This window comes from uncultured Shewanella sp. (genome assembly GCF_947497935.1).
In the GTDB taxonomy this organism is placed as follows: domain Bacteria; phylum Pseudomonadota; class Gammaproteobacteria; order Enterobacterales; family Shewanellaceae; genus Shewanella.
In genome coordinates, this window is record NZ_CANMIO010000015.1 from 23,672 (window position 1) to 41,860 (window position 18,189).

General features: G+C 46.5%; 13 protein-coding genes. 11 read left to right on the plus strand and 2 right to left on the minus strand.

The features are described from left to right. Window positions 1-85 precede the first annotated feature (85 nt). Entirely contained in the window at window positions 86-4,990 is a 4,905-nt protein-coding gene (locus Q1A86_RS15740; protein ID WP_299808374.1) for a S8 family serine peptidase, read from the plus strand. 190 nt (window positions 4,991-5,180) lie between these two features. Here the strand turns inward: Q1A86_RS15740 and rsuA are convergent, their stop codons facing one another. Beyond that, window positions 5,181-5,873 carry a 16S rRNA pseudouridine(516) synthase RsuA gene (gene rsuA / locus Q1A86_RS15745; RefSeq protein WP_299808376.1) on the minus strand — a complete coding sequence of 231 codons (693 nt, stop codon included), beginning with the start codon at window positions 5,871-5,873 and terminating at the stop codon, window positions 5,181-5,183. A 193-nt stretch (window positions 5,874-6,066) separates the two neighbouring features. On the opposite strand from rsuA, the gene Q1A86_RS15750 reads away from it, so the two are divergent. From Q1A86_RS15750 to Q1A86_RS15770, 5 genes are all read left to right on the plus strand, one after another. After that, entirely contained in the window at window positions 6,067-6,594 is a 528-nt protein-coding gene (locus Q1A86_RS15750; protein ID WP_299808563.1) for a sugar O-acetyltransferase, read from the plus strand. 273 nt (window positions 6,595-6,867) lie between these two features. Beyond that, on the plus strand, window positions 6,868-8,952 hold the full coding sequence (locus tag Q1A86_RS15755; protein WP_299808379.1) for a M13-type metalloendopeptidase: 2,085 nt from the start codon (window positions 6,868-6,870) through the stop codon (window positions 8,950-8,952). A 381-nt stretch (window positions 8,953-9,333) separates the two neighbouring features. Beyond that, window positions 9,334-10,119, plus strand: a complete 786-nt coding sequence (locus Q1A86_RS15760; RefSeq protein ID WP_299808382.1) for a RelA/SpoT domain-containing protein — start codon at window positions 9,334-9,336, stop codon at window positions 10,117-10,119. A 253-nt stretch (window positions 10,120-10,372) separates the two neighbouring features. Further along, window positions 10,373-10,777 (plus strand): SMI1/KNR4 family protein, encoded by a 405-nt coding sequence (locus Q1A86_RS15765; RefSeq protein WP_220758558.1) that lies wholly within the window; start codon window positions 10,373-10,375, stop codon window positions 10,775-10,777. Between the two features lie 52 nt (window positions 10,778-10,829). Then, the gene (locus tag Q1A86_RS15770) at window positions 10,830-11,330 is read left to right on the plus strand and encodes a DUF4447 family protein (RefSeq protein ID WP_299808387.1); all 501 of its coding nucleotides are present in this window, start codon (window positions 10,830-10,832) and stop codon (window positions 11,328-11,330) included. A gap of 260 nt (window positions 11,331-11,590) precedes the next feature. Here Q1A86_RS15770 and Q1A86_RS15775 read toward each other — a convergent pair whose 3' ends face one another. Continuing rightward, the gene (locus Q1A86_RS15775) at window positions 11,591-12,214 is read right to left on the minus strand and encodes a glutathione S-transferase family protein (protein WP_299808389.1); all 624 of its coding nucleotides are present in this window, start codon (window positions 12,212-12,214) and stop codon (window positions 11,591-11,593) included. A 233-nt stretch (window positions 12,215-12,447) separates the two neighbouring features. Between Q1A86_RS15775 and Q1A86_RS15780 the strand changes: the two genes are divergently transcribed. From Q1A86_RS15780 to Q1A86_RS15800, 5 genes are all read left to right on the plus strand, one after another. Beyond that, entirely contained in the window at window positions 12,448-12,984 is a 537-nt protein-coding gene (locus Q1A86_RS15780; RefSeq protein ID WP_299808392.1) for a PH domain-containing protein, read from the plus strand. 48 nt (window positions 12,985-13,032) lie between these two features. Beyond that, window positions 13,033-14,295, plus strand: a complete 1,263-nt coding sequence (locus Q1A86_RS15785) for an Nramp family divalent metal transporter (RefSeq protein WP_299808395.1) — start codon at window positions 13,033-13,035, stop codon at window positions 14,293-14,295. Window positions 14,296-14,318: 23 nt separating this feature from the next. Next, window positions 14,319-15,488 carry a serine hydrolase gene (locus tag Q1A86_RS15790; RefSeq protein WP_299808398.1) on the plus strand — a complete coding sequence of 390 codons (1,170 nt, stop codon included), beginning with the start codon at window positions 14,319-14,321 and terminating at the stop codon, window positions 15,486-15,488. 98 nt (window positions 15,489-15,586) lie between these two features. Then, the gene (locus Q1A86_RS15795) at window positions 15,587-16,060 is read left to right on the plus strand and encodes a DUF1456 family protein (protein WP_299808401.1); all 474 of its coding nucleotides are present in this window, start codon (window positions 15,587-15,589) and stop codon (window positions 16,058-16,060) included. A 256-nt stretch (window positions 16,061-16,316) separates the two neighbouring features. Next, the gene (locus tag Q1A86_RS15800) at window positions 16,317-18,005 is read left to right on the plus strand and encodes an NAD-dependent malic enzyme (RefSeq protein WP_299808404.1); all 1,689 of its coding nucleotides are present in this window, start codon (window positions 16,317-16,319) and stop codon (window positions 18,003-18,005) included. Window positions 18,006-18,189 lie beyond the last annotated feature (184 nt).

Sequence of the window (18,189 nt, forward strand, 5' to 3'; positions counted from 1 at the left end):
CGCATTAGCTGAAGACAGCTCACTGCCGTAAAAAATACAACGCGAAATTAACATTATCGCAACAATAGACAACAAGGAATGGACCATGAAACTCAAGAAAATTAGCGTAGTTACGATGGCTGCGTTATATGCTACTGGGTTAGGGACGCTAGTCGCGAATCCTCTATCCATAGACACTACCAATGGTGGCAATAGTGAACTGATTGGCATAAAGCTTACACCAGAGCAAATCGAACAATATAAAAACAAGCCAAAACACCCTGGTGTCAATCAAGCAAATCGCCCTGGCCAAGTCGGTATGAACGTGCACCGTGCAGCAAAAGGGAGTAGCCATAAAGCGCCGTTTGTGTGGGAAGATGAAGTTGAAGGCGAGCATACTTACATCATTCAGTTGATGGATGCACCAATTGCACTATATCAAGGTGAACGTCCTGACTTTGCTGCGACCTCGCCACGTAGTCAGCAGCCATCGATGCGTAGCAGCGAGCGCTTCGGCACCCTCGACGTTAAAAGCCAAGCGGTAAAAAATTACCGCAATTTCCTGACTGAAACTCAAGATTTAACAGCAAGTAAAATCAAAGCGCTAGCACCTAGGGCTGAAATCAAACGCCGCTTTAATGTCGCCCTAAACGGTATGACCATGACCTTGAGTCAGCATGAAGCGGCTAAAGTTGCCGAAATGCCAGGTATTAAGGCGGTGACTCGCGCTAAAGAATACAAGCTGTTTACCGATGTTGGTCCTAAGCACATTGGGGCCGATATGGTTTGGCAAGGTAGCGGTGTTCCCGACGGCGTAGAGATGCGCGGTGAAGGCATCGTTGCCGGTATCATCGATACCGGTATTAACTCAGATCACGCATCATTTGCGGCAGTGGCTGGCGATGGTTACGTTCATAGCAATCCACTCGGCGAAGGTAATTTCGTCGGTGATTGTGTTGAATACCCAAACATGTGTAACAGCAAACTGATTGGCGTACGCTCTTACGACATCATCACCGATACCTTTAAAGACCCAGTATTCCAGCCAGATCTCCCTGAGTGGGAAGTTGACTACAAACGTGCGCCAACAGGTGAAGATTACAACGGACACGGCTCACACACTGCGGGAACAGTAGCGGGTAACGTCCTGCACGACATTGCCTTCCAATTAGCTGGAATGACAGAGAAGTCTGATGGTTTTGATACACCATTAGTCTTCCCAGAGATCTCAGGGGTTGCACCTCGTGCCAACATTATTGCTTACCAAGTCTGTTACCCTGGCGGTGGCTCATTTGGTGAGACCTATGGTGGCTGTCCAGGTGATGCGCTGGTAGCCGCAATTGAAGATGCGATTGTTGATGGCGTAGACGTGATTAACTTCTCTATTGGTGGTCTTGAAAGCTTGCCTTGGTACGATGCTATTGAAATGGCATTCCTATCGGCACGTGAAGCAGGGATCTCCGTTGCAGCCTCGGCAGGTAACTGGGGCCAATATGGTCCATCTTATATTGACCACGTATCACCTTGGTTAACCTCTGTTGCTGCAAGTACTCACGGCCGTCAAATTGAGCCTGTTGCGGGTCGCATTAGTGACTATGTGGGTGCCAATGCGCCTGAGGATATCGAAGGTTACGGGATCACAGGTGACTTTACCGGTAACTTAGTCGATGCTGCAGATTTTGGCGATGAACTGTGTTTAGAGCCATTTGCAGAAGGTACCTTTGAAAGTGACGATATTGTCCTATGTAAGCGTGGTGATATTGCCCGTGTACAAAAAGGCGTTAACGTTGCCGAAGGTGGCGCAGGTGGCGTAATCCTTTATAACGCTATCTCTTGGGATGATGGTCGAGGCGGTAATAGCCTTAACTTAAACCCATTCCCAATCCCAGGCATGCACATAGATATGGCATCGGGTAATGCACTTGTGGACTGGGTAGCTGATTCAGAGGCTGCGCCTCAGCTAAGTATCTACGCGTCTGAAATCACTACCACAGAACGTGAAGCCGATATCTTAGCGAACTTCTCATCTCGTGGACCAAGTACCACTAACCCAAATACTATGGTGCCTAACGTATCAGCACCGGGTGTCGATGTTTTTGCGGCCTACTCAGATGAAATGCCATTTAGCCTGTACCCTGCACCAAGCGATTATGTTGCAATCAGCGGTACCTCAATGTCAGGTCCCCATGTAGCGGGTGCACTGGCCTTGCTAACACAGGCACACCCTCAGTGGACGCCAGCGATGATCCAGTCAGCATTGATGATGACCGCACAATCAGGCAAAGCCTATAACAATGATTATCCACCGACACTTGAAACGGCCAACTTCCATCAAATGGGTAGTGGTGTTATCAATGTGGCTAGAGCAGTAAAAGCTGGCCTAGTCATGGATGAAAATGGTGACAACTACCGCGCAGCTAACCCAATGGAAGGCGGAGATGTGTCAGCGCTTAACGTACCTTATCTAGTCAATGCTGAGTGTCAAAGCACTTGTACTTGGATGCGTACCTTTACCGCAACACAAGATGGTGAGTGGACTGTTGATTCTGAAGTACTAGACATGGACGGTGCGCCGTTCTTAGAGCTAGATGTTTATCCAAAGACCTTTACGGTTAAAGCGGGTGAAACCCAGAGCATCATGGTAACCGCCAAGGTACTGGATGTGACTTCGGTTAACGCCAGCTCAGCGAACCTCGATCTGTTTGGTAAGGTTAATCTAACACCTGCAGATAAAGCTGTGCCGAACCAGTACCTACCCGTTATTGCAAGCTTTAGCGGTTCGAATCTTCCAGAAATCGTATCGGGTCTTATCCACCGTGATAACGGTACCTTGTTGACGCCTGAGCTAATGACAAAAGAGATTGCAGAACTCAATGTTAAAGTTCACGGCCTAACTGCCGGTGATGTGGTTGAAAGCCAGCTAAGCGCGGCCTATGTCGACTTCGAAGATCCTGAAACCATGCTAGACAATCCTGGGATCAAGGTGCACTTCTTTGACGTACCAGAAGGCACAGCTCGTATTGTTTGGGAGCAGGTATCAGAAGATAAAGCGGCAGCGTCATCGCTCGATATCGGTATGGACCTTAATGAAAATGGTCTAGTTGAATGGTATGACGAGGCGATCTGTTACTCATTTACCGATGTGCAAGACTACTGTGCCATTAACAATCCTATGCCAGGCCGTTATTGGGCGATGCTAGGTAACTTCAAACGCCCTTGGAGTGATGAAGAAGATACTCTAGATACTATCACCACCAGCTTAGCAGTGATCCCAAGTGTAGATAGTGGCAACCTAAGCGTTACAGGTCCACAAACCACTAACGGTTTAGAGCCATACAACTTAGCGATGAACTGGTCTCTAGCAGACGCCGCAAAAGGCGATCGTTTCTATGGCTTGGTTGAAGTCGGTAATAGCGCAGACAACGTGGGTAACCTTGGCAAAATGGCGCTCAATTTAGTTCATGCTGGTGACGATGTGATGATTAACACCAGCCAGCAGCAAGCTAAAGAGGGTGATATTGTTCAAGTGAATGTTCAGATGGCACCTAACATGGTTGGCCTAGAGCGTGATGTGAACATGCAGCTGAACCTGCCTGAAGGTTTACAGTTGATTAGCGACTCAGTCACGGCAAGCAGCAGCAACCAAGACTTAGCCGATGCGTTGACCGTTGAAGGCAATCAAATCAGTCTTGCTACCATGCAGCAAGCCAGTAATGCACAGGCACGTGAGTATCAGTTTACTAGCAGTGAAGACGACATGACTTGTCGCGTTCCTGTTGGTTCAAACCCTTACTACCTAGACTTGTATGGCGAAGCCTACATCGAGCCTGAATTTGCCATTGGTGGCCGCGCGAATCAGACCATTACCGTGCCATTAAGCATCTTTGGTGTCGATAGGATCCCACTTTACAACAACAATCCAGACTACATGGAGAAGGACACACTGACTATCTCACCAGCTGGTTTCATTCAGCTTGATAGTATGCCGCTATTCTGGCCTCTGCACTTCCCAATGGATGAGCAGTTCTTCCCAGATACTGTGATTGCTCCGCTTTGGCGTGGTGATGGATTTATGCTACCTGGCTTCGATATGGATACTGAAGCTTACGATGGTGTATCGCTAGCATCGACAACCGATGGTCGCTACCTCATTGTCGAGTGGGACAATATGCGCCAAGAGTTTGCCTTCGGTGTTAACTTTGATCCTGACTACGATGCACGTTATAGCTTCGAGCTTATTGCATCAACTGAGTTGAACTTCTCTGCAGGTGAACATGAATTTATCTTCGCTTACGATAAGTTTACTGGTAAGAAGTCGCATCTAGGTTCAATTGGCCTGCATGGTTTCCATGGTCCTCGAGGTACCTTCGGCCCAGCTTATGGCTACACAGGTGACGGCTATGCATTCAACGACGTTGATGAGAAGGTCTCTGAAGGCCTAGTGGTTTGTGCTAATTACTTTGGCCCAGAGCAATCGGCTATTGACCTATCATTCTCTGCACGTGTTGCCGCGGCGGGTGTTGGTCAAGATCTACAGATCTCTGTAGACAGTGACTACACAGGCAGCGACAGCATCACCACAACATCAGTACTGAAAGTGCCTTCAAATCTTGCGATTGGTGCCTTAAATGACATGAATGTTGATGAGAATGAAAGCATCAGCTTTGAAGTGATGGTTCAGGATAAAGAGAGCACGGCCAACGGCATTCAAGTGTCTGCAGAGCATGTGACTGCAACAGTTGAAGGCAACATGGTGACGCTGACTCCTGAAGCGGATTGGCATGGCGATACCACGGTAACCGTTACGGCCCATGACTTAGCCTTCCCTAATGATGCAGTGCAAACTAGCTTCACACTCACGGTTAACTCAGATGGCTCTGAGCCGACTCCGCCACCAGCGGAAGAAACTCCAGATGTTGAAGAAACTGATGATTCAAGCGGTGGTAGCTTAGGCTTCTTAGGTCTTGCACTACTAGGTTTGATTGCAGCTGGTCGCAGAAAGCGCAACTAAAGCTGCAGTAAGACCAAACGCTTTAACGAGCATTGAGGTTAAATAATCGCTCCAATTGTTTTCACAACTTTTAACCTTGTTTTTGGGCCCTCATATGAGGGCCCTTTTTTTGCCTTGAATGAATCACTCAATCTCAAGAGTTAAAACAGGCTTTATTTAACTGAATGAACTTACACTGACTGACAAAGACTTATTTCACCGATTTAATTTCGACATCAGTTAAATAGCGCCACTCACCCAACTCAAGACTTGGATCGAGTTCGATAGCGCCAACACTCTCACGGTGAAGCTTAGTGACCTTGTTACCAACGGCTGCAAGCATGCGCTTAACTTGGTGGTACTTACCTTCGGTAATAGTTAAACGTGCTTGGTTAGGGCCTAAAATCTCAAGCTCTGCTGGTTTGGTCAGGCCATCTTCGTTATTAAGCTGCACACCAACGGCAAATTGCTGTACTAGCTCTTCGCTTAATGGCTCAGCGGTTTCTAATAGATAGCGCTTACCGCACTCTTTCTTTGGCGAGGTAATTTTATGCGACCACTGACCATCTGTAGTGATTAACACTAAGCCTGTGGTATCAGCATCTAAACGACCAGCAATATGTAAGTCTTCAGGACGAATCACATCCAATAAGCTAATGACCGATTGATACTCTTCATCAATGGTTGAACAGATGGTATCAACTGGCTTGTTTAGCATGATAAAGCGCGGACCAATGATGGTTAACACTTCGCCCTCAAGGCGGATCTCATGCTCATCGGTTACCTTAAAGCCCGAGTTTTTAACGACTTCTCCATTGCAAGTGACATCGCCACGATGTAAGGCTTTCTTGGCAGAAACGCGAGAGTGTGAAGTTGACTCACAAATAAATTTATCTAAACGCACAGTAAAAACTCAGCTGATATAACCATAATGGCCGACATTATGAGGCCAGCGCCGCCAAAGGGCAAAGTTTTGCTTGAACAAGCAGCAACCTCAAGCGTATCGTTATTGCGAGTTTTTGTAGAGATACGATATGAATCAATCACCTAGTACAGAACAACTGTCAAAAAGTGCATTAGAAACCAAAGCGCAGCAAATTGATGAATTTTCCAAAATGATCTCAGGCAGCCACTATCAATGCCTAGATCCACAACTCAATCAATTCTGGCATCAGCAACAAGTGCGCAACCAACACATGAATATCAACGGCCAAATCGATTATGAGTTGTTACCTCATGTCGCCAAAACGGCCGTAATTGTGCAGCCTTTTAATGTGAGTTACGGCATCAATATCAAGTTAGCTGACAAAGCCTTTATTAATGCTAACTGCACTTTGCATGACAATGCGCCAATTAGCATTGGGTCACAAACTATGCTTGGGCCCAATGTGCAAATATACACAGCAAGTCACCCTCTTGATGCCTCTGAACGTTGTCGCGGCATAGAAACCGCCAAAGCAGTGACAATCGGTAACCGAGTTTGGATAGCAGGTGGCGCAATCATTTTACCCGGTGTCACTATTGGCGATGAAGCTGTTATTAGTGCTGGCTCAGTGGTCACTAAAGATGTTGGCGCTAGACAAGTGGTAGCAGGCAATCCTGCCAAGGTCATAAAAACCTTATAGTTGAGGTTATTTTTAACTAAAAGTGACTCATTTTTTAGTTAAGGAAACCTTTTCTTACACATGACCACTTAAATATCCCGATAAGTTTACGCCTTAGACTTGTTCAATACATACCAAAAAACTTAACATAAGTAACTCAATGTAATTCGTTTGACCTAGCAAGTAGTCATAGTCAGCATTAACTTGATGCATGGATACGCTATTTGAAAATAAAACAATAACTCGCTTGATTCAAAAGCAAAATAAATTGACGGTATAGATTAAGGAAGAAAAATGAAAAAAGTACTCGTAGGGGGCTTATGTGCTTCCCTTATCGTTGGCCTCAGCGCATGTAACAGCGAACCCACTGAAGTTAATACGCCTGACACAAGTAAGAGTGAAACAGCCGTTGCCGTTGAAAAAGCACTGACCTCAGGTATCGACTTTGCCAATTTCGATAAGTCAGTTCGCCCACAAGATGATTTCTATTCCTACGTGAATGGTACTTGGGTTAAAGAAACCACCATTCCGAGCGACCGCACCAGTACAGGGGCATTTTACGACCTACGTGAAAAGTCACGTGACGACGTAAAGGCTATCATCGAAGAAGTCGCCTCGACGCCAAACCTAAAAGTCGGTAGCGACGAGCAGAAAGTTGCCGATCTATACAACTCATTTATGGATGTTGACACCCTAAACAAACTGGGCGTGACGCCTATTCAAAGTGAGCTTGAAAGAGTCGATGCGATTAAGTCGAAGGACGACCTTGTCACTTACTTCGCTCGCAGCCAAATTATCGGTAGTGGTACCCCTATGGCGTTTTACATTAACGTTGATGCCAAAGATTCAAGTCGCTATGCCACGCATATCTGGCAATATGGCCTTAGCCTGCCAGAGAAAGACTATTACCTAAACCAAGACGAGCGTTTCGTTAATATCCGTAAGGCCTATGTTGAACACATCGAAAAGATGTACACCTTAGCAGGCTTACCCAATCCAAAGGCGAGTGCCGAGGCGATTCTAGCGCTTGAAACTGAGATTGCTAAGCAACACTGGGACGTGGTCGAGACCCGCGACAGCACTAAGACTTACAACAAGTACCAAGTTAAAGACTTGCCAACACTGGCACCCGACATTAACTGGAACGGTTACCTAGCCGCACTTGGCGCCGACAAGCAATCCGATATCATCATCAATCAGCCTAGCTATATTCAAGGCCTAAACCAAGTCATTAAAGATACCGATCTTGCCGCTTGGAAAACATACATGCAGTGGCAGGTGCTGACCCATGCAGCTGGCAGCCTAAGCGAAGCGCTTGATACCGAAAACTTTGAGTTTTTTGCTAAGACACTCAATGGTCAGCAAGAGCAGCAGCCCCGTTGGAAACGCGGCGTATCATCGGTAAACGGTCTACTGGGTGAAGTGGTCGGTAAGGTGTACGTTAAGCGTCACTTTAAACCTGAAGCCAAAGAGCGTATGCAGGTTCTGGTTGAAAACCTACGTGGTGCCTATGGCGATAGCATTGAATCGCTAGAGTGGATGAGCGCAGACACTAAAGTTGCCGCTAAAGACAAGCTAGCTAAATTCGATCCTAAGATAGGTTACCCAGATCGCTGGGAAAACTATGACAAGTTGACCATTAAATCTGATGATCTATATGGTAACAACCTACGCGCAAGCGAGCTAAGCCACGAAAAAGAACTTGAGAAACTCGGTAGCCCAATCCGTAAGTGGGAGTGGCACATGACGCCACAAACCGTTAACGCTTACTACAATCCAACCATGAATGAAATCGTGTTCCCTGCAGCTATATTGCAGCCACCATTCTTTAACATGGCAGCCGACGATGCAGTGAACTATGGCGGTATCGGCGCAGTTATCGGTCACGAGATGGGTCATGGCTTCGATGATCAAGGCGCAAAGTTTGACGGCGAAGGTAACATGCGTGACTGGTGGACTGAGCAAGACTTAACCGAGTTTGCCGCCCGTGGTAAGGCGCTTGTCGATCAATACAACGACTACGCGGTATTTGACGACCTCAACGTTAACGGTGAACTGACTCTGGGTGAGAACATCGGTGACCTATCTGGCGTCACTATCGCCTATCGAGCCTATAAGAAGTCTCTAAACGGTAAAGAAGCGCCGGTTATCGACGGACTAACGGGCGATCAACGTTTCTTCATTGGTTTCACGCAAATTTGGCGTGCAAAAATCAAAGAAGAGTCAATGCGTAATCGCGTCGCGACCGATCCACATTCACCAGCGCAGTTCCGTGCTCTAGGTGCACTATCTAATATGCCTGAGTTCTACAGCACATACGCTTTAAAGCCTGGCGATGCGATGTACATAGCACCAGAGAAGCGCGTTAAAATCTGGTAATTAAACTTTAGGTCCTAGGTTCTAGGAAATGCCAAGAAAGGTCCTAGGAAATGCAAAAGGCAAAGACGATGAAAGCCGAGACGGGTAAAGCAGGGAAAACGGTGTTTGTTGTAGGTCAAGCTTTTGCTTTTCCTAGCAGGACCTCTCTGCACAAGCAGCCCGTCCTCAAAGCGTAGCGTCCTAGAATCTAAATCTTGGGTCCTAGCTCCTTTAAAGTTAAAACCTAAAAAGCCGTTGATGTCTCATTTCATCAACGGCTTTTTGTTTATTGTTACTTTTCGGTGGTTAAAGCTCACACTATGAACAAATGTTAATTTGCCATTCAGCAAAGCTTAAGCATTTTCCAGCTAAATTACGGTATAGCCAAAAATAAGGACTGCTATGAACCGGATATTGCGGACGTTTTTCATTTTCTTGCTGTTACTATCAACCCGAACAGCCTTTGCTCATAATGTCGATCATGGGCAGAACAGTAGCAAAAATAACGGTAGTTACGCAGCCAAAAAGGCGCTTCCTAAAAACCTTGCAGGACTCACTGCCATCCAGTCCATGCAATACCAAGTGCCTAGGCAGACCAGCGCCGATCTCGATACCCTTTATAGCCAAGCCTCTGACGCACAAGATGAGTTAGCCCAACTGCTCAATATGATCACCACTCAATCTCATACTCAATCTGTTCTAGCCGATATTAAGAGCCGAGACAGAGCCGAGGCCAAGGTGCAAAACAAATTAGATAACGACGCTAGCCAACTAACCGATATCGTCAGAGCCAGTATCGTCAGCCACGATATTCACAACTTAATGCAGGCGTTTGCCCTACTAAAATCAGACTGCGAACTCATTCAAGTAAAGAACCGCTTCGCCAGCCCAAAAGAGTCCGGTTACCGCGACTTGAACTTATTGGTAAAACTGCCAGAATCGCAAATGATAGCCGAGGTGCAATTACACCTTGCCGATATCGCCGAGATAAAAAGTGGCGTAGAACATCATGTCTACGAGCAGGTACAAACGATTCAAGCCTCAGCCATGCAGGAGCAACGTAACTTGAATGAGATAGAAACCACTAAGATCACTCAGCTGCGCCAGGCATCCCACAAGCTTTATCATAAGGCGTGGCTCAAATATAAACGCAGCGATCAAGCGAATGAGATCAGCATCGCCGCCTAAAACACACTATAAATAATGATGTAAAGGACCCACCTAGTCGGGTCCTTTTTTGTGTCACTTTACTCTATTTCATTCACACCAGTTTTGTCGCGAGATTAGCCCTCCTAAGTAAACCCCGTTAGAGGAGCCAATTTGCAAAGCTAAATACCCGTCGAGGCTATGTGATTTAATTCCCCCAGTAACCTGCACTTCCTGCCGATTTGCGGTTATACTCCGCCCCAATAGTCTATACACCCAATATACCCAAGACCTTATGAACGATATCATTGAGCAACTACAAGAGATGAGTGAAACGGTACCTGTGCCGTTAGAGCTAGCAACATTTGAACAAATTGTTGAAGTGGAAGAAGAAATTCTAATTCCGCTACCGATGGAGCTCAAAGAATACCTACTTTACGCCAGTGACGTCATCTGTGGCAGTTTAGAGCCTGTTACAGCCAGCGACCCTAACTCGCATACCTACCTGCCTGAAGTGGCTGCCTATGCCTGGTCAATCGGCTTACCACGTGAATATGTGCCAATCTGTCAGCAAGGCGATAACTTCTTCTTTATCAGCCAAGAAGGTCAAATTCAGCTGTGGCAAGATGACGAAATTGACGAAGAAGAGTCATGGGAATCTTTCTGGGATTGGGCAGAAGAAGTCTGGATGCGCAGCTAATACTACAAGTATAAGCACACGCCATCACAGCAAATTATTTTAAGGAAACAAGATGTCTAAAGAACTTGGTTTAAATGCCATTGAAATGCAGTACCTTCGTCTATCTTTGGCGCTAACCACGGCCCAAGTTGCCGAAATTGGTAAAGTGACCGAAGCCGATGTTATCGCTTGGGAAGCAGGTGAAAAACCAGCTCATATGCCTGTACAGAAGAAGCTGCTTGAAATTGATGAAGCGATTGAAATGCAGGTGCTTAACACTTGTGATGGTATCGAAGAGCTATTCAAATCAGAGCCAAAGCGCACACTAAGCTTTGTGGTATATCCAACTCAAGCTTTGTACGCTCAGTACAACCCAGAATTTCTAGGCACATTGCCATTAGCCGAGCTCTATAACGTTTCAGCTTACCGTATCAAGAAAGAGTGCAAACTTATGCTAGAAGTTGACGTGGTACTGGTGCCGCTAGACTTTGAGTCTTACAAAGCATTCCGCGAAAAAGAAGGCTTGAAAGAAAGCCGTGAAAACCGCGCGAAATGGGCTAAAGCTCAGTTATAAGATATTAGAATCTAGGTTCTAGGAAAGGCAAAGAAAGGTCCTAGGTCCTTCTTTTAAAGCAAAGACGGTAACAGCCGAACTGCCTGCGGCCTTACAGAACGTGACTGTGTCACTACAGAACGCTGCGCTTACGGAAAGCACATTGGCAGGACCTAAAATATGTAGGTCGGGCTTTAGCCCGTCAAGCTTTTGATTTTCCTAGCAGGGCGAAGCCGCCCTCGCAGCAAAGCGTCCTAGGTCCTGCATTAAAATGGCGCTACTTAAGCGGCGCCTGCCTCTTCTTTAGCAAGTCCATTCACCATTGCTTGACGCGCGGTGATTCTATCGCGATAAGCGCTCAGCCTGGATGGAATATCTTGCTCAAATCGTGTCGCCCACAGCAAGGTATGCCCAAGCAATATATCGGCAACGCTGAGCTCATCGCCAAGCAAAAACTCACTCTGTGGTAACCACTTCTCGGCGATTGCCGCGGCCTTGTCAAACTCCCATTTTGCAACCGATAGCATAGCAGGCAGACGCTGCTCCTCGGGCAAGGCAAACTTATGCTTACCCATGCTCCACAGCGGTTGCTCAAGCTCACAGGTAATAAAGCTTACCCACTTATGGTGCAGCGCCGACTCATGCGTCCCCGCCTTTGGCAGTAACTTACCCTGACCATACTTCTCAGCCAAATATAGTGAGATAGCCGCCGACTCCGTCACAGCAAAACCATCATCCACCAGAGCCGGAACCTTACCACAAGGGTTAACAGCCAAAAATGCTGGGTCACGACTATCGCCCTTAGCAAAGTTAATATAGTGATATTGCCAGTCGAGCCCTAACTCTTCTAAGGTCCATGACACTCTCAAAGAGCGGCTACGCGGGATCCCATATAGTGTAATCATCTAACGGTTCCTTAATTTGCATCAATTGGGTGACTCCCTAAGCTACTGCTAAGAACTAACAATTGAAACCGCCACTTTGTTTCAAAATAAATCAGGATCAAAAAGGTCAGTTTCAAAATAAATCAGCCTAAAAATAAGTCGCATTTAAATTACGGTTTAATTTTGCTCAAATTTTTGTTTTAGTAATGCAGAGGGTAGGACATAGATAACAGCAATAACACAAGGGAATGACCATGGACAGCAATCAAGAAACCAGTATCAAACATGCCGAATTTGCCGCGAATTTAGGCCAATATTGGCTCACCCCTTTTGCAATCATTCTCGCGCTATCTGTCGTTGGGATCCCACTACTACTGCTATGGCTCCCCATCGGCAGTATTTTTACCCGTCGTTATATTGACAACATGAGTACCGAGCTCACCGATAGAAAGCTCATAGTGCGTAAAGGTATCTTCACCCGCACCGAAAATAGCGTGCCACTCGATAAAATCACCGATATGGCACTGATCCAAGGGCCCTTAATGCGCTTTTTCAAATTGCACCAACTCACTATTGAAACTGCAGGCCAATCGGGAACCGGTGCGTTACTTAGCTTAACGGGCATCATAGACGCAGCTGAATTTAGAAGCTTAGTACTGGAGCAAAAAGAAAAGCTCAGCCAAATTGAGCCCAACACAGCTCAAGATGAAAATAATGATGCTAGCGTTATCAGCCTTTTACAGGAAATATCTGATACCCTCAAACGCATTGAAAGTAATAGCAAAAGCTAAAAAACCGCACTTTGGCATTTTAATAAAAGAATAAGAAAAGCAATCAAGATGAGCGATCACAGCGCAGCAATATCAAGCCAACGAATGAATTTATCGACACTACTGAGCGCTATGGGCCCTGGGCTACTAATGGCCGCGGCGGCAATTGGCGCCTCGCACTTAGTGGCATCGACTCGCGCTGGCGCAGAGTTTGGCTGGCAACTGGCCTGGGTGATTTTGACGGTTAACTTACTTAAATACCCATTTTTCGCCGCAGGGGCACGTTACACCAGTGCCACCGGAGAGAACTTATTGCAAGGTTACTTAAGGCAAGGGCGAAAGTATCTTGTGGTATTTACCGCGCTCAACACACTCGCCGCCATCGCCAGTACCGCTGGAGTCGCTATGCTCACAGCCGCCATGTTAACCCAGTTTGTGCCCTTACCTATCGACTTACTCGCACTTCTGGTATTGCTCTCCTGCCTAGCCATACTCACCTTCGGCCATTATGCGCTGCTTGATAAGATGACTAAGGTGATCATGCTTGCGTTGACACTCACCACCTTGATTGCCGTAGCTTTGGCCTTTAACGCGCCCAGTGTTGTTCAGCCCGATTTTATCGGCCATTCTCCTTGGCAATGGGCTTATGTCGGCTTTTTAGTTGCCATGATGGGCTGGATGCCTGCACCGATTGAGGTCAGCGCCTGGAATTCGCTCTGGCTAATCGAAAAGCAAAAGTTGTCACCCGTGAGTAAGCAGCAGGCGCTGTTTGATTTTAACTTCGGCTATCTGATGACGGCGCTACTCGCCATCGTTTTCCTCGCCCTAGGCACCTTAGTCATGTACGGCAGCGGCGAGCAATTTTCACCATCAGGAGCTAAATTTGCGGGTCAGCTCATCAGCCTTTATAGCCAGGTAATGGGCAGCGAAAGCCGCTACCTTATCGGCGCAGTGGCATTTCTATGTATCTTCAGCACCACAGTAACGGTAATCGATGGCTATAGCCGCACCCTTAATATGGGCTGGCAGCTGCTCACCAAACAGCAAGACTGTGAGCGCAGACTTAATGCTGTGATGTTAGCCGTCAGTACTCTTGGTTTATTTATCATATTGTTTTTTAAAGGGGCTCTACTTCCATTGCTGGAATTTGTTATGATTCTAGCCTTCATGACAACCGTGGTTTTTGCCTGGCTTAACTATAAGTTGATGATCAGCACAGCACTGTTGCCAGCAGACAGGTATGGTAGCGCTATGAGAGTACTCTCATGGATAGGCTTAACTTACTTAGTGAGCTTTGCCGCGCTATTTATCTATTGGATGCTAACAAAATAACAGATACGGACACCTACACCCCGATGCACCTAATAACAAAAACGCTGATAGGCACTATGCTGCTTGCACTTTGTCTCTGGGCCGCGAATAAAGCCAGTGCTAACCGCATGGTCAACAGTGATATTGCCAAACAACTGCCAACGATTATTACTCAAAATGAGCGCCCCTTTAGCGGCATTATTATGCTCAAGCGTGACAATCAACCGATATTTACCTATATCTCTGGTAACGACGTTGAAATCAATTCAAGCTTTGTTATCGCATCCCTTTCTAAGCAAGTCACTGCAGCGTTAGTGCTAAAAGCCGTCGATGAAGGCTTAATTGAGCTAGAGCAAAGTGTGAGTCACTACCTACCGACACAGGCTAGCGAAGCCAAGCTCTATATTCCCCCTAGTGTCACAGTGTCGCAGTTACTCAGCCACACATCGGGTCTGGTCAATATCGGCGAAGCGCCTCTATATAAACCCGGTAGTCAGTTTCAATATTCAAACTACGGTTATGCACTACTCGGTGAGTTACTCGAAACGGTTTACCAGAAGCCGGTTTATCAACTCGTCAACCAACTCAATGAGCAAACTAAGCTCAATGGCTTATATGCGGAAACTGGCGTGATCAGCAACATTAAAACCAAGCATCCAAGCTTGATTCTTGGTCAAGCCGAAGAGCTAACTCTGAACGCCGATGGGAAAAGCCGCTCTCACTTCACTTCAGCCGACATAAACATAGATAAGAAATTGGTTGCCTTCGGAGGCATGATCGCCTCGGTCGAAGCTTATAGCCAATTTCAGTACGCCCTTTACAGTGGTAACTTGATTAGTCCGCAGAGTCTTAAGTTAATGACCTCCCCTCAAGCCACCCGAAACCACAGGTGGGGTGTATTAGAGTATGGTTACGGCACTCAGATTAGCCGAGATGAGCAGTTAGTCGAATATAGCCACAGTGGTTACTTACCTGGCTATGTAAGCCTCGCCACGTACTACCCAAAGTCAAAAGTCAGCTTAGTGATTTTAGAAAACACATCTTGGGATCTCAGTAATCGCGAGCGCGTATTCGGCTTACACGACGCTATACGCAGCAGTATTCGTAGCAAGCTCATTGCACTTGAAAACCGCCCAGTGGAAAAGCTATATCAAGCAGGGGTTTCTGCAGTCGAAAGCGTAATGATTCCCACAGCCGAAAAACTAGCTGACTAATGCATCTAAGAGGCTGCTATCTAAGGGTTAATTTCTGCTATAATATCCCCCGATGATCGCGCAGCCGCGCGGTCCCATAGTTAGAAGAAATCAAACTCATGATTAACAATGATATTTTACGTAAAGTTCGCTATATCCTCGACTTAAGTAACGCAAAGATGATCCGCATTTTTGCTAAGACTAAGCACGAAGTGACTCAAGAGCAGATCATCGACATGCTAAAGAAAGAGCATGAAGAAGGTTATGCTCCGCTTAACGACAAGAACATGTGTCGTTTCCTAGACGGTTTAGTGATCTACAAGCGTGGCCTAAAGCCAGGCGCTGAAGCACCTGAGCCACTATCTCAATTGACCAACAACCTTATCTTCAAGAAGTTAAGAGTGGCATTTGAGTTACGTGAAGACGATATCATTGAAGCGCTAGAACTTGCTGAATTCAACATGAGCAAGTCTGAGCTAGGCGCACTATTTAGAAAGCCAGGTCACAAGCACTACAAACCATGCGGCGACCAAGTGCTACGTAATTTCTTAATGGGTTTATCCCTTAAGCACCGTCCAGAAAACGCGAAGTAATAACCGATATAGAGCATCTAGCCAGTCGGGTAATACAATAAAAACGAGCACTGCCAATGGCGGTGCTTTTTTTATTAAAGAAGGGCCTAGCACCTAAGACCTTTCTCAGCCTTTCCTAGGACCTTCCCTTTTCCCATATCTAAAAAAATCAGTCTAATTCACCCGCAACCGCTAACAAAGATCACGCTTTGTGTTAATCTTCCGTGATTAGTATCACTTGTCATCCTAACTAACAAAAACAAAGAAAAGGTTTCCAATGGACGATAATAAACGCCCGCTCTATCTTCCTTTTGCCGGTCCAGCCATTCTTGAAGCGCCTTTAATCAACAAAGGTAGCGCTTTCACCGACGAAGAACGGATATTTTTTAATCTCGAAGGCCTACTGCCTCATGTCATCGAGACTATCGAAGAGCAAGCCTCTCGCGCTTACGATCAATACAAAAACTTCAGTAATGATCTCGACAAGCATATCTATCTAAGAAACATTCAAGACACCAACGAGACCCTCTATTATCGTTTGGTGCAGAACCATATCACCGAGATGATGCCTATTATCTACACCCCAACGGTGGGTATGGCATGTGAACGTTTCTCTAAAGATTACCGCCGTAACCGTGGTCTGTTTATCTCTTACGCCAATAAAGACCGTATCGACGATATTCTCAATAACTCGACTCGCCAAAAAGTAAAAATCATCGTAGTCACCGACGGTGAGCGCATCTTAGGTTTAGGCGACCAAGGCATTGGCGGCATGGGGATCCCGATTGGTAAGCTATCCTTATACACCAGCTGTGGTGGTATTAGTCCAGCTTACACCTTACCGATCACGCTCGATGTGGGCACAGATAATCCGCACTTACTGGAAGACCCTATGTACATGGGCATGCGTAGCCCACGTATTGGCGGCGAAGAATACACCGAGTTTGTTGAAGCCTTTATGCAAGCCGTTCACCGCCGCTGGCCCGATGCACTGATCCAGTTCGAAGACTTTGCTCAGAAGAATGCTATGCCACTGCTTGAGCGTTATAAAGATCAGTACTGCTGCTTTAATGATGATATCCAAGGCACTGCAGCGGTTACCGTTGGCTCACTCCTCGCAGCCTGTAAGGCCGCAAAAACCAAGCTTAGCGAACAGCGCATCACCTTCTTAGGTGCAGGCTCCGCTGGTTGTGGTATTGCCGAAGCAATCGTGGCGCAAATGGTGTCTGAAGGGATCAGTGAAGTACAAGCACGCAAGCAAGTGTTTATGGTGGATCGCTGGGGTATGTTGCAGTCAAATATGCCTAACCTACTGCCATTCCAGCAAAAGTTAGCGCAAAACTGTGATGATATCGCTAATTGGGATAACTTCAGCGACAATATCTCGCTACTGGATGTCGTCAACAACGCTAAGCCTACGGTATTGGTTGGTGTGTCAGGCGCGCCGGGGCTATTTACCGAAGAGATCATCAAAGCGATGCACAGCCATTGCAAGCGCCCAATAGTGTTCCCACTGTCGAACCCAACCAGCCGCGTTGAAGCCACGCCAAAAGATATTTTACACTGGACTCAAGGCCAAGCGCTGGTAGCAACTGGTAGCCCATTTGAGCCAGTGGTGGTTGACGATGTGACCTATGAGATTGCCCAGTGTAATAACAGTTATATCTTCCCAGGTATTGGCCTTGGCGTATTAGCCTCTGGGGCAAAGCGCGTCAGCGACGCTATGTTGATGGCATCGAGCCGCGCACTTGCAGAGTGTTCACCACTAGCGATAGACGGTGAAGGCTCACTGCTACCAAAGCTTGAAGATATTCATAAGGTGAGTAAGCACATTGCTTTCGCCGTCGCCCGAGTGGCAATTGAAGAAGGCCATGCACAGCCTGTTACCGCAGAGCAGCTGAACTATGCGATTGACGATAACTTCTGGATGGCAGAATATCGACGTTATAAAAGAACTTCGTTCTAAGATTCTGCTTCGGAACCTTAACTAACGAAGTTGAAATCAAAAGCAGTCATATTTGGCTGCTTTTTTGTTTTTAGGTTTTTAGGTTTTTAGGTTTTGGGGTTATCTGGTAGTTGGTTTGTTATCAGGCTTTGCCTGATAGTTGGCAAAACCTCTAAAATATGTGGGGCAGAGTAAACTAAACCAA

Coding starts and splice junctions, on each gene's coding strand:
- Q1A86_RS15740 (WP_299808374.1), top strand. CDS start 86: ATGAAACTCAAGAAAATTAGCGTAGTTACGATGGCTGCGTTATATGCT.
- Q1A86_RS15755 (WP_299808379.1), top strand. CDS start 6,868: ATGAAAAAAGTACTCGTAGGGGGCTTATGTGCTTCCCTTATCGTTGGC.
- Q1A86_RS15760 (WP_299808382.1), top strand. CDS start 9,334: ATGAACCGGATATTGCGGACGTTTTTCATTTTCTTGCTGTTACTATCA.
- Q1A86_RS15765 (WP_220758558.1), top strand. CDS start 10,373: ATGAACGATATCATTGAGCAACTACAAGAGATGAGTGAAACGGTACCT.
- Q1A86_RS15770 (WP_299808387.1), top strand. CDS start 10,830: ATGTCTAAAGAACTTGGTTTAAATGCCATTGAAATGCAGTACCTTCGT.
- Q1A86_RS15775 (WP_299808389.1), bottom strand. CDS start 12,214: ATGATTACACTATATGGGATCCCGCGTAGCCGCTCTTTGAGAGTGTCA.
- Q1A86_RS15780 (WP_299808392.1), top strand. CDS start 12,448: ATGGACAGCAATCAAGAAACCAGTATCAAACATGCCGAATTTGCCGCG.
- Q1A86_RS15785 (WP_299808395.1), top strand. CDS start 13,033: ATGAGCGATCACAGCGCAGCAATATCAAGCCAACGAATGAATTTATCG.
- Q1A86_RS15790 (WP_299808398.1), top strand. CDS start 14,319: ATGCACCTAATAACAAAAACGCTGATAGGCACTATGCTGCTTGCACTT.
- Q1A86_RS15795 (WP_299808401.1), top strand. CDS start 15,587: ATGATTAACAATGATATTTTACGTAAAGTTCGCTATATCCTCGACTTA.
- Q1A86_RS15800 (WP_299808404.1), top strand. CDS start 16,317: ATGGACGATAATAAACGCCCGCTCTATCTTCCTTTTGCCGGTCCAGCC.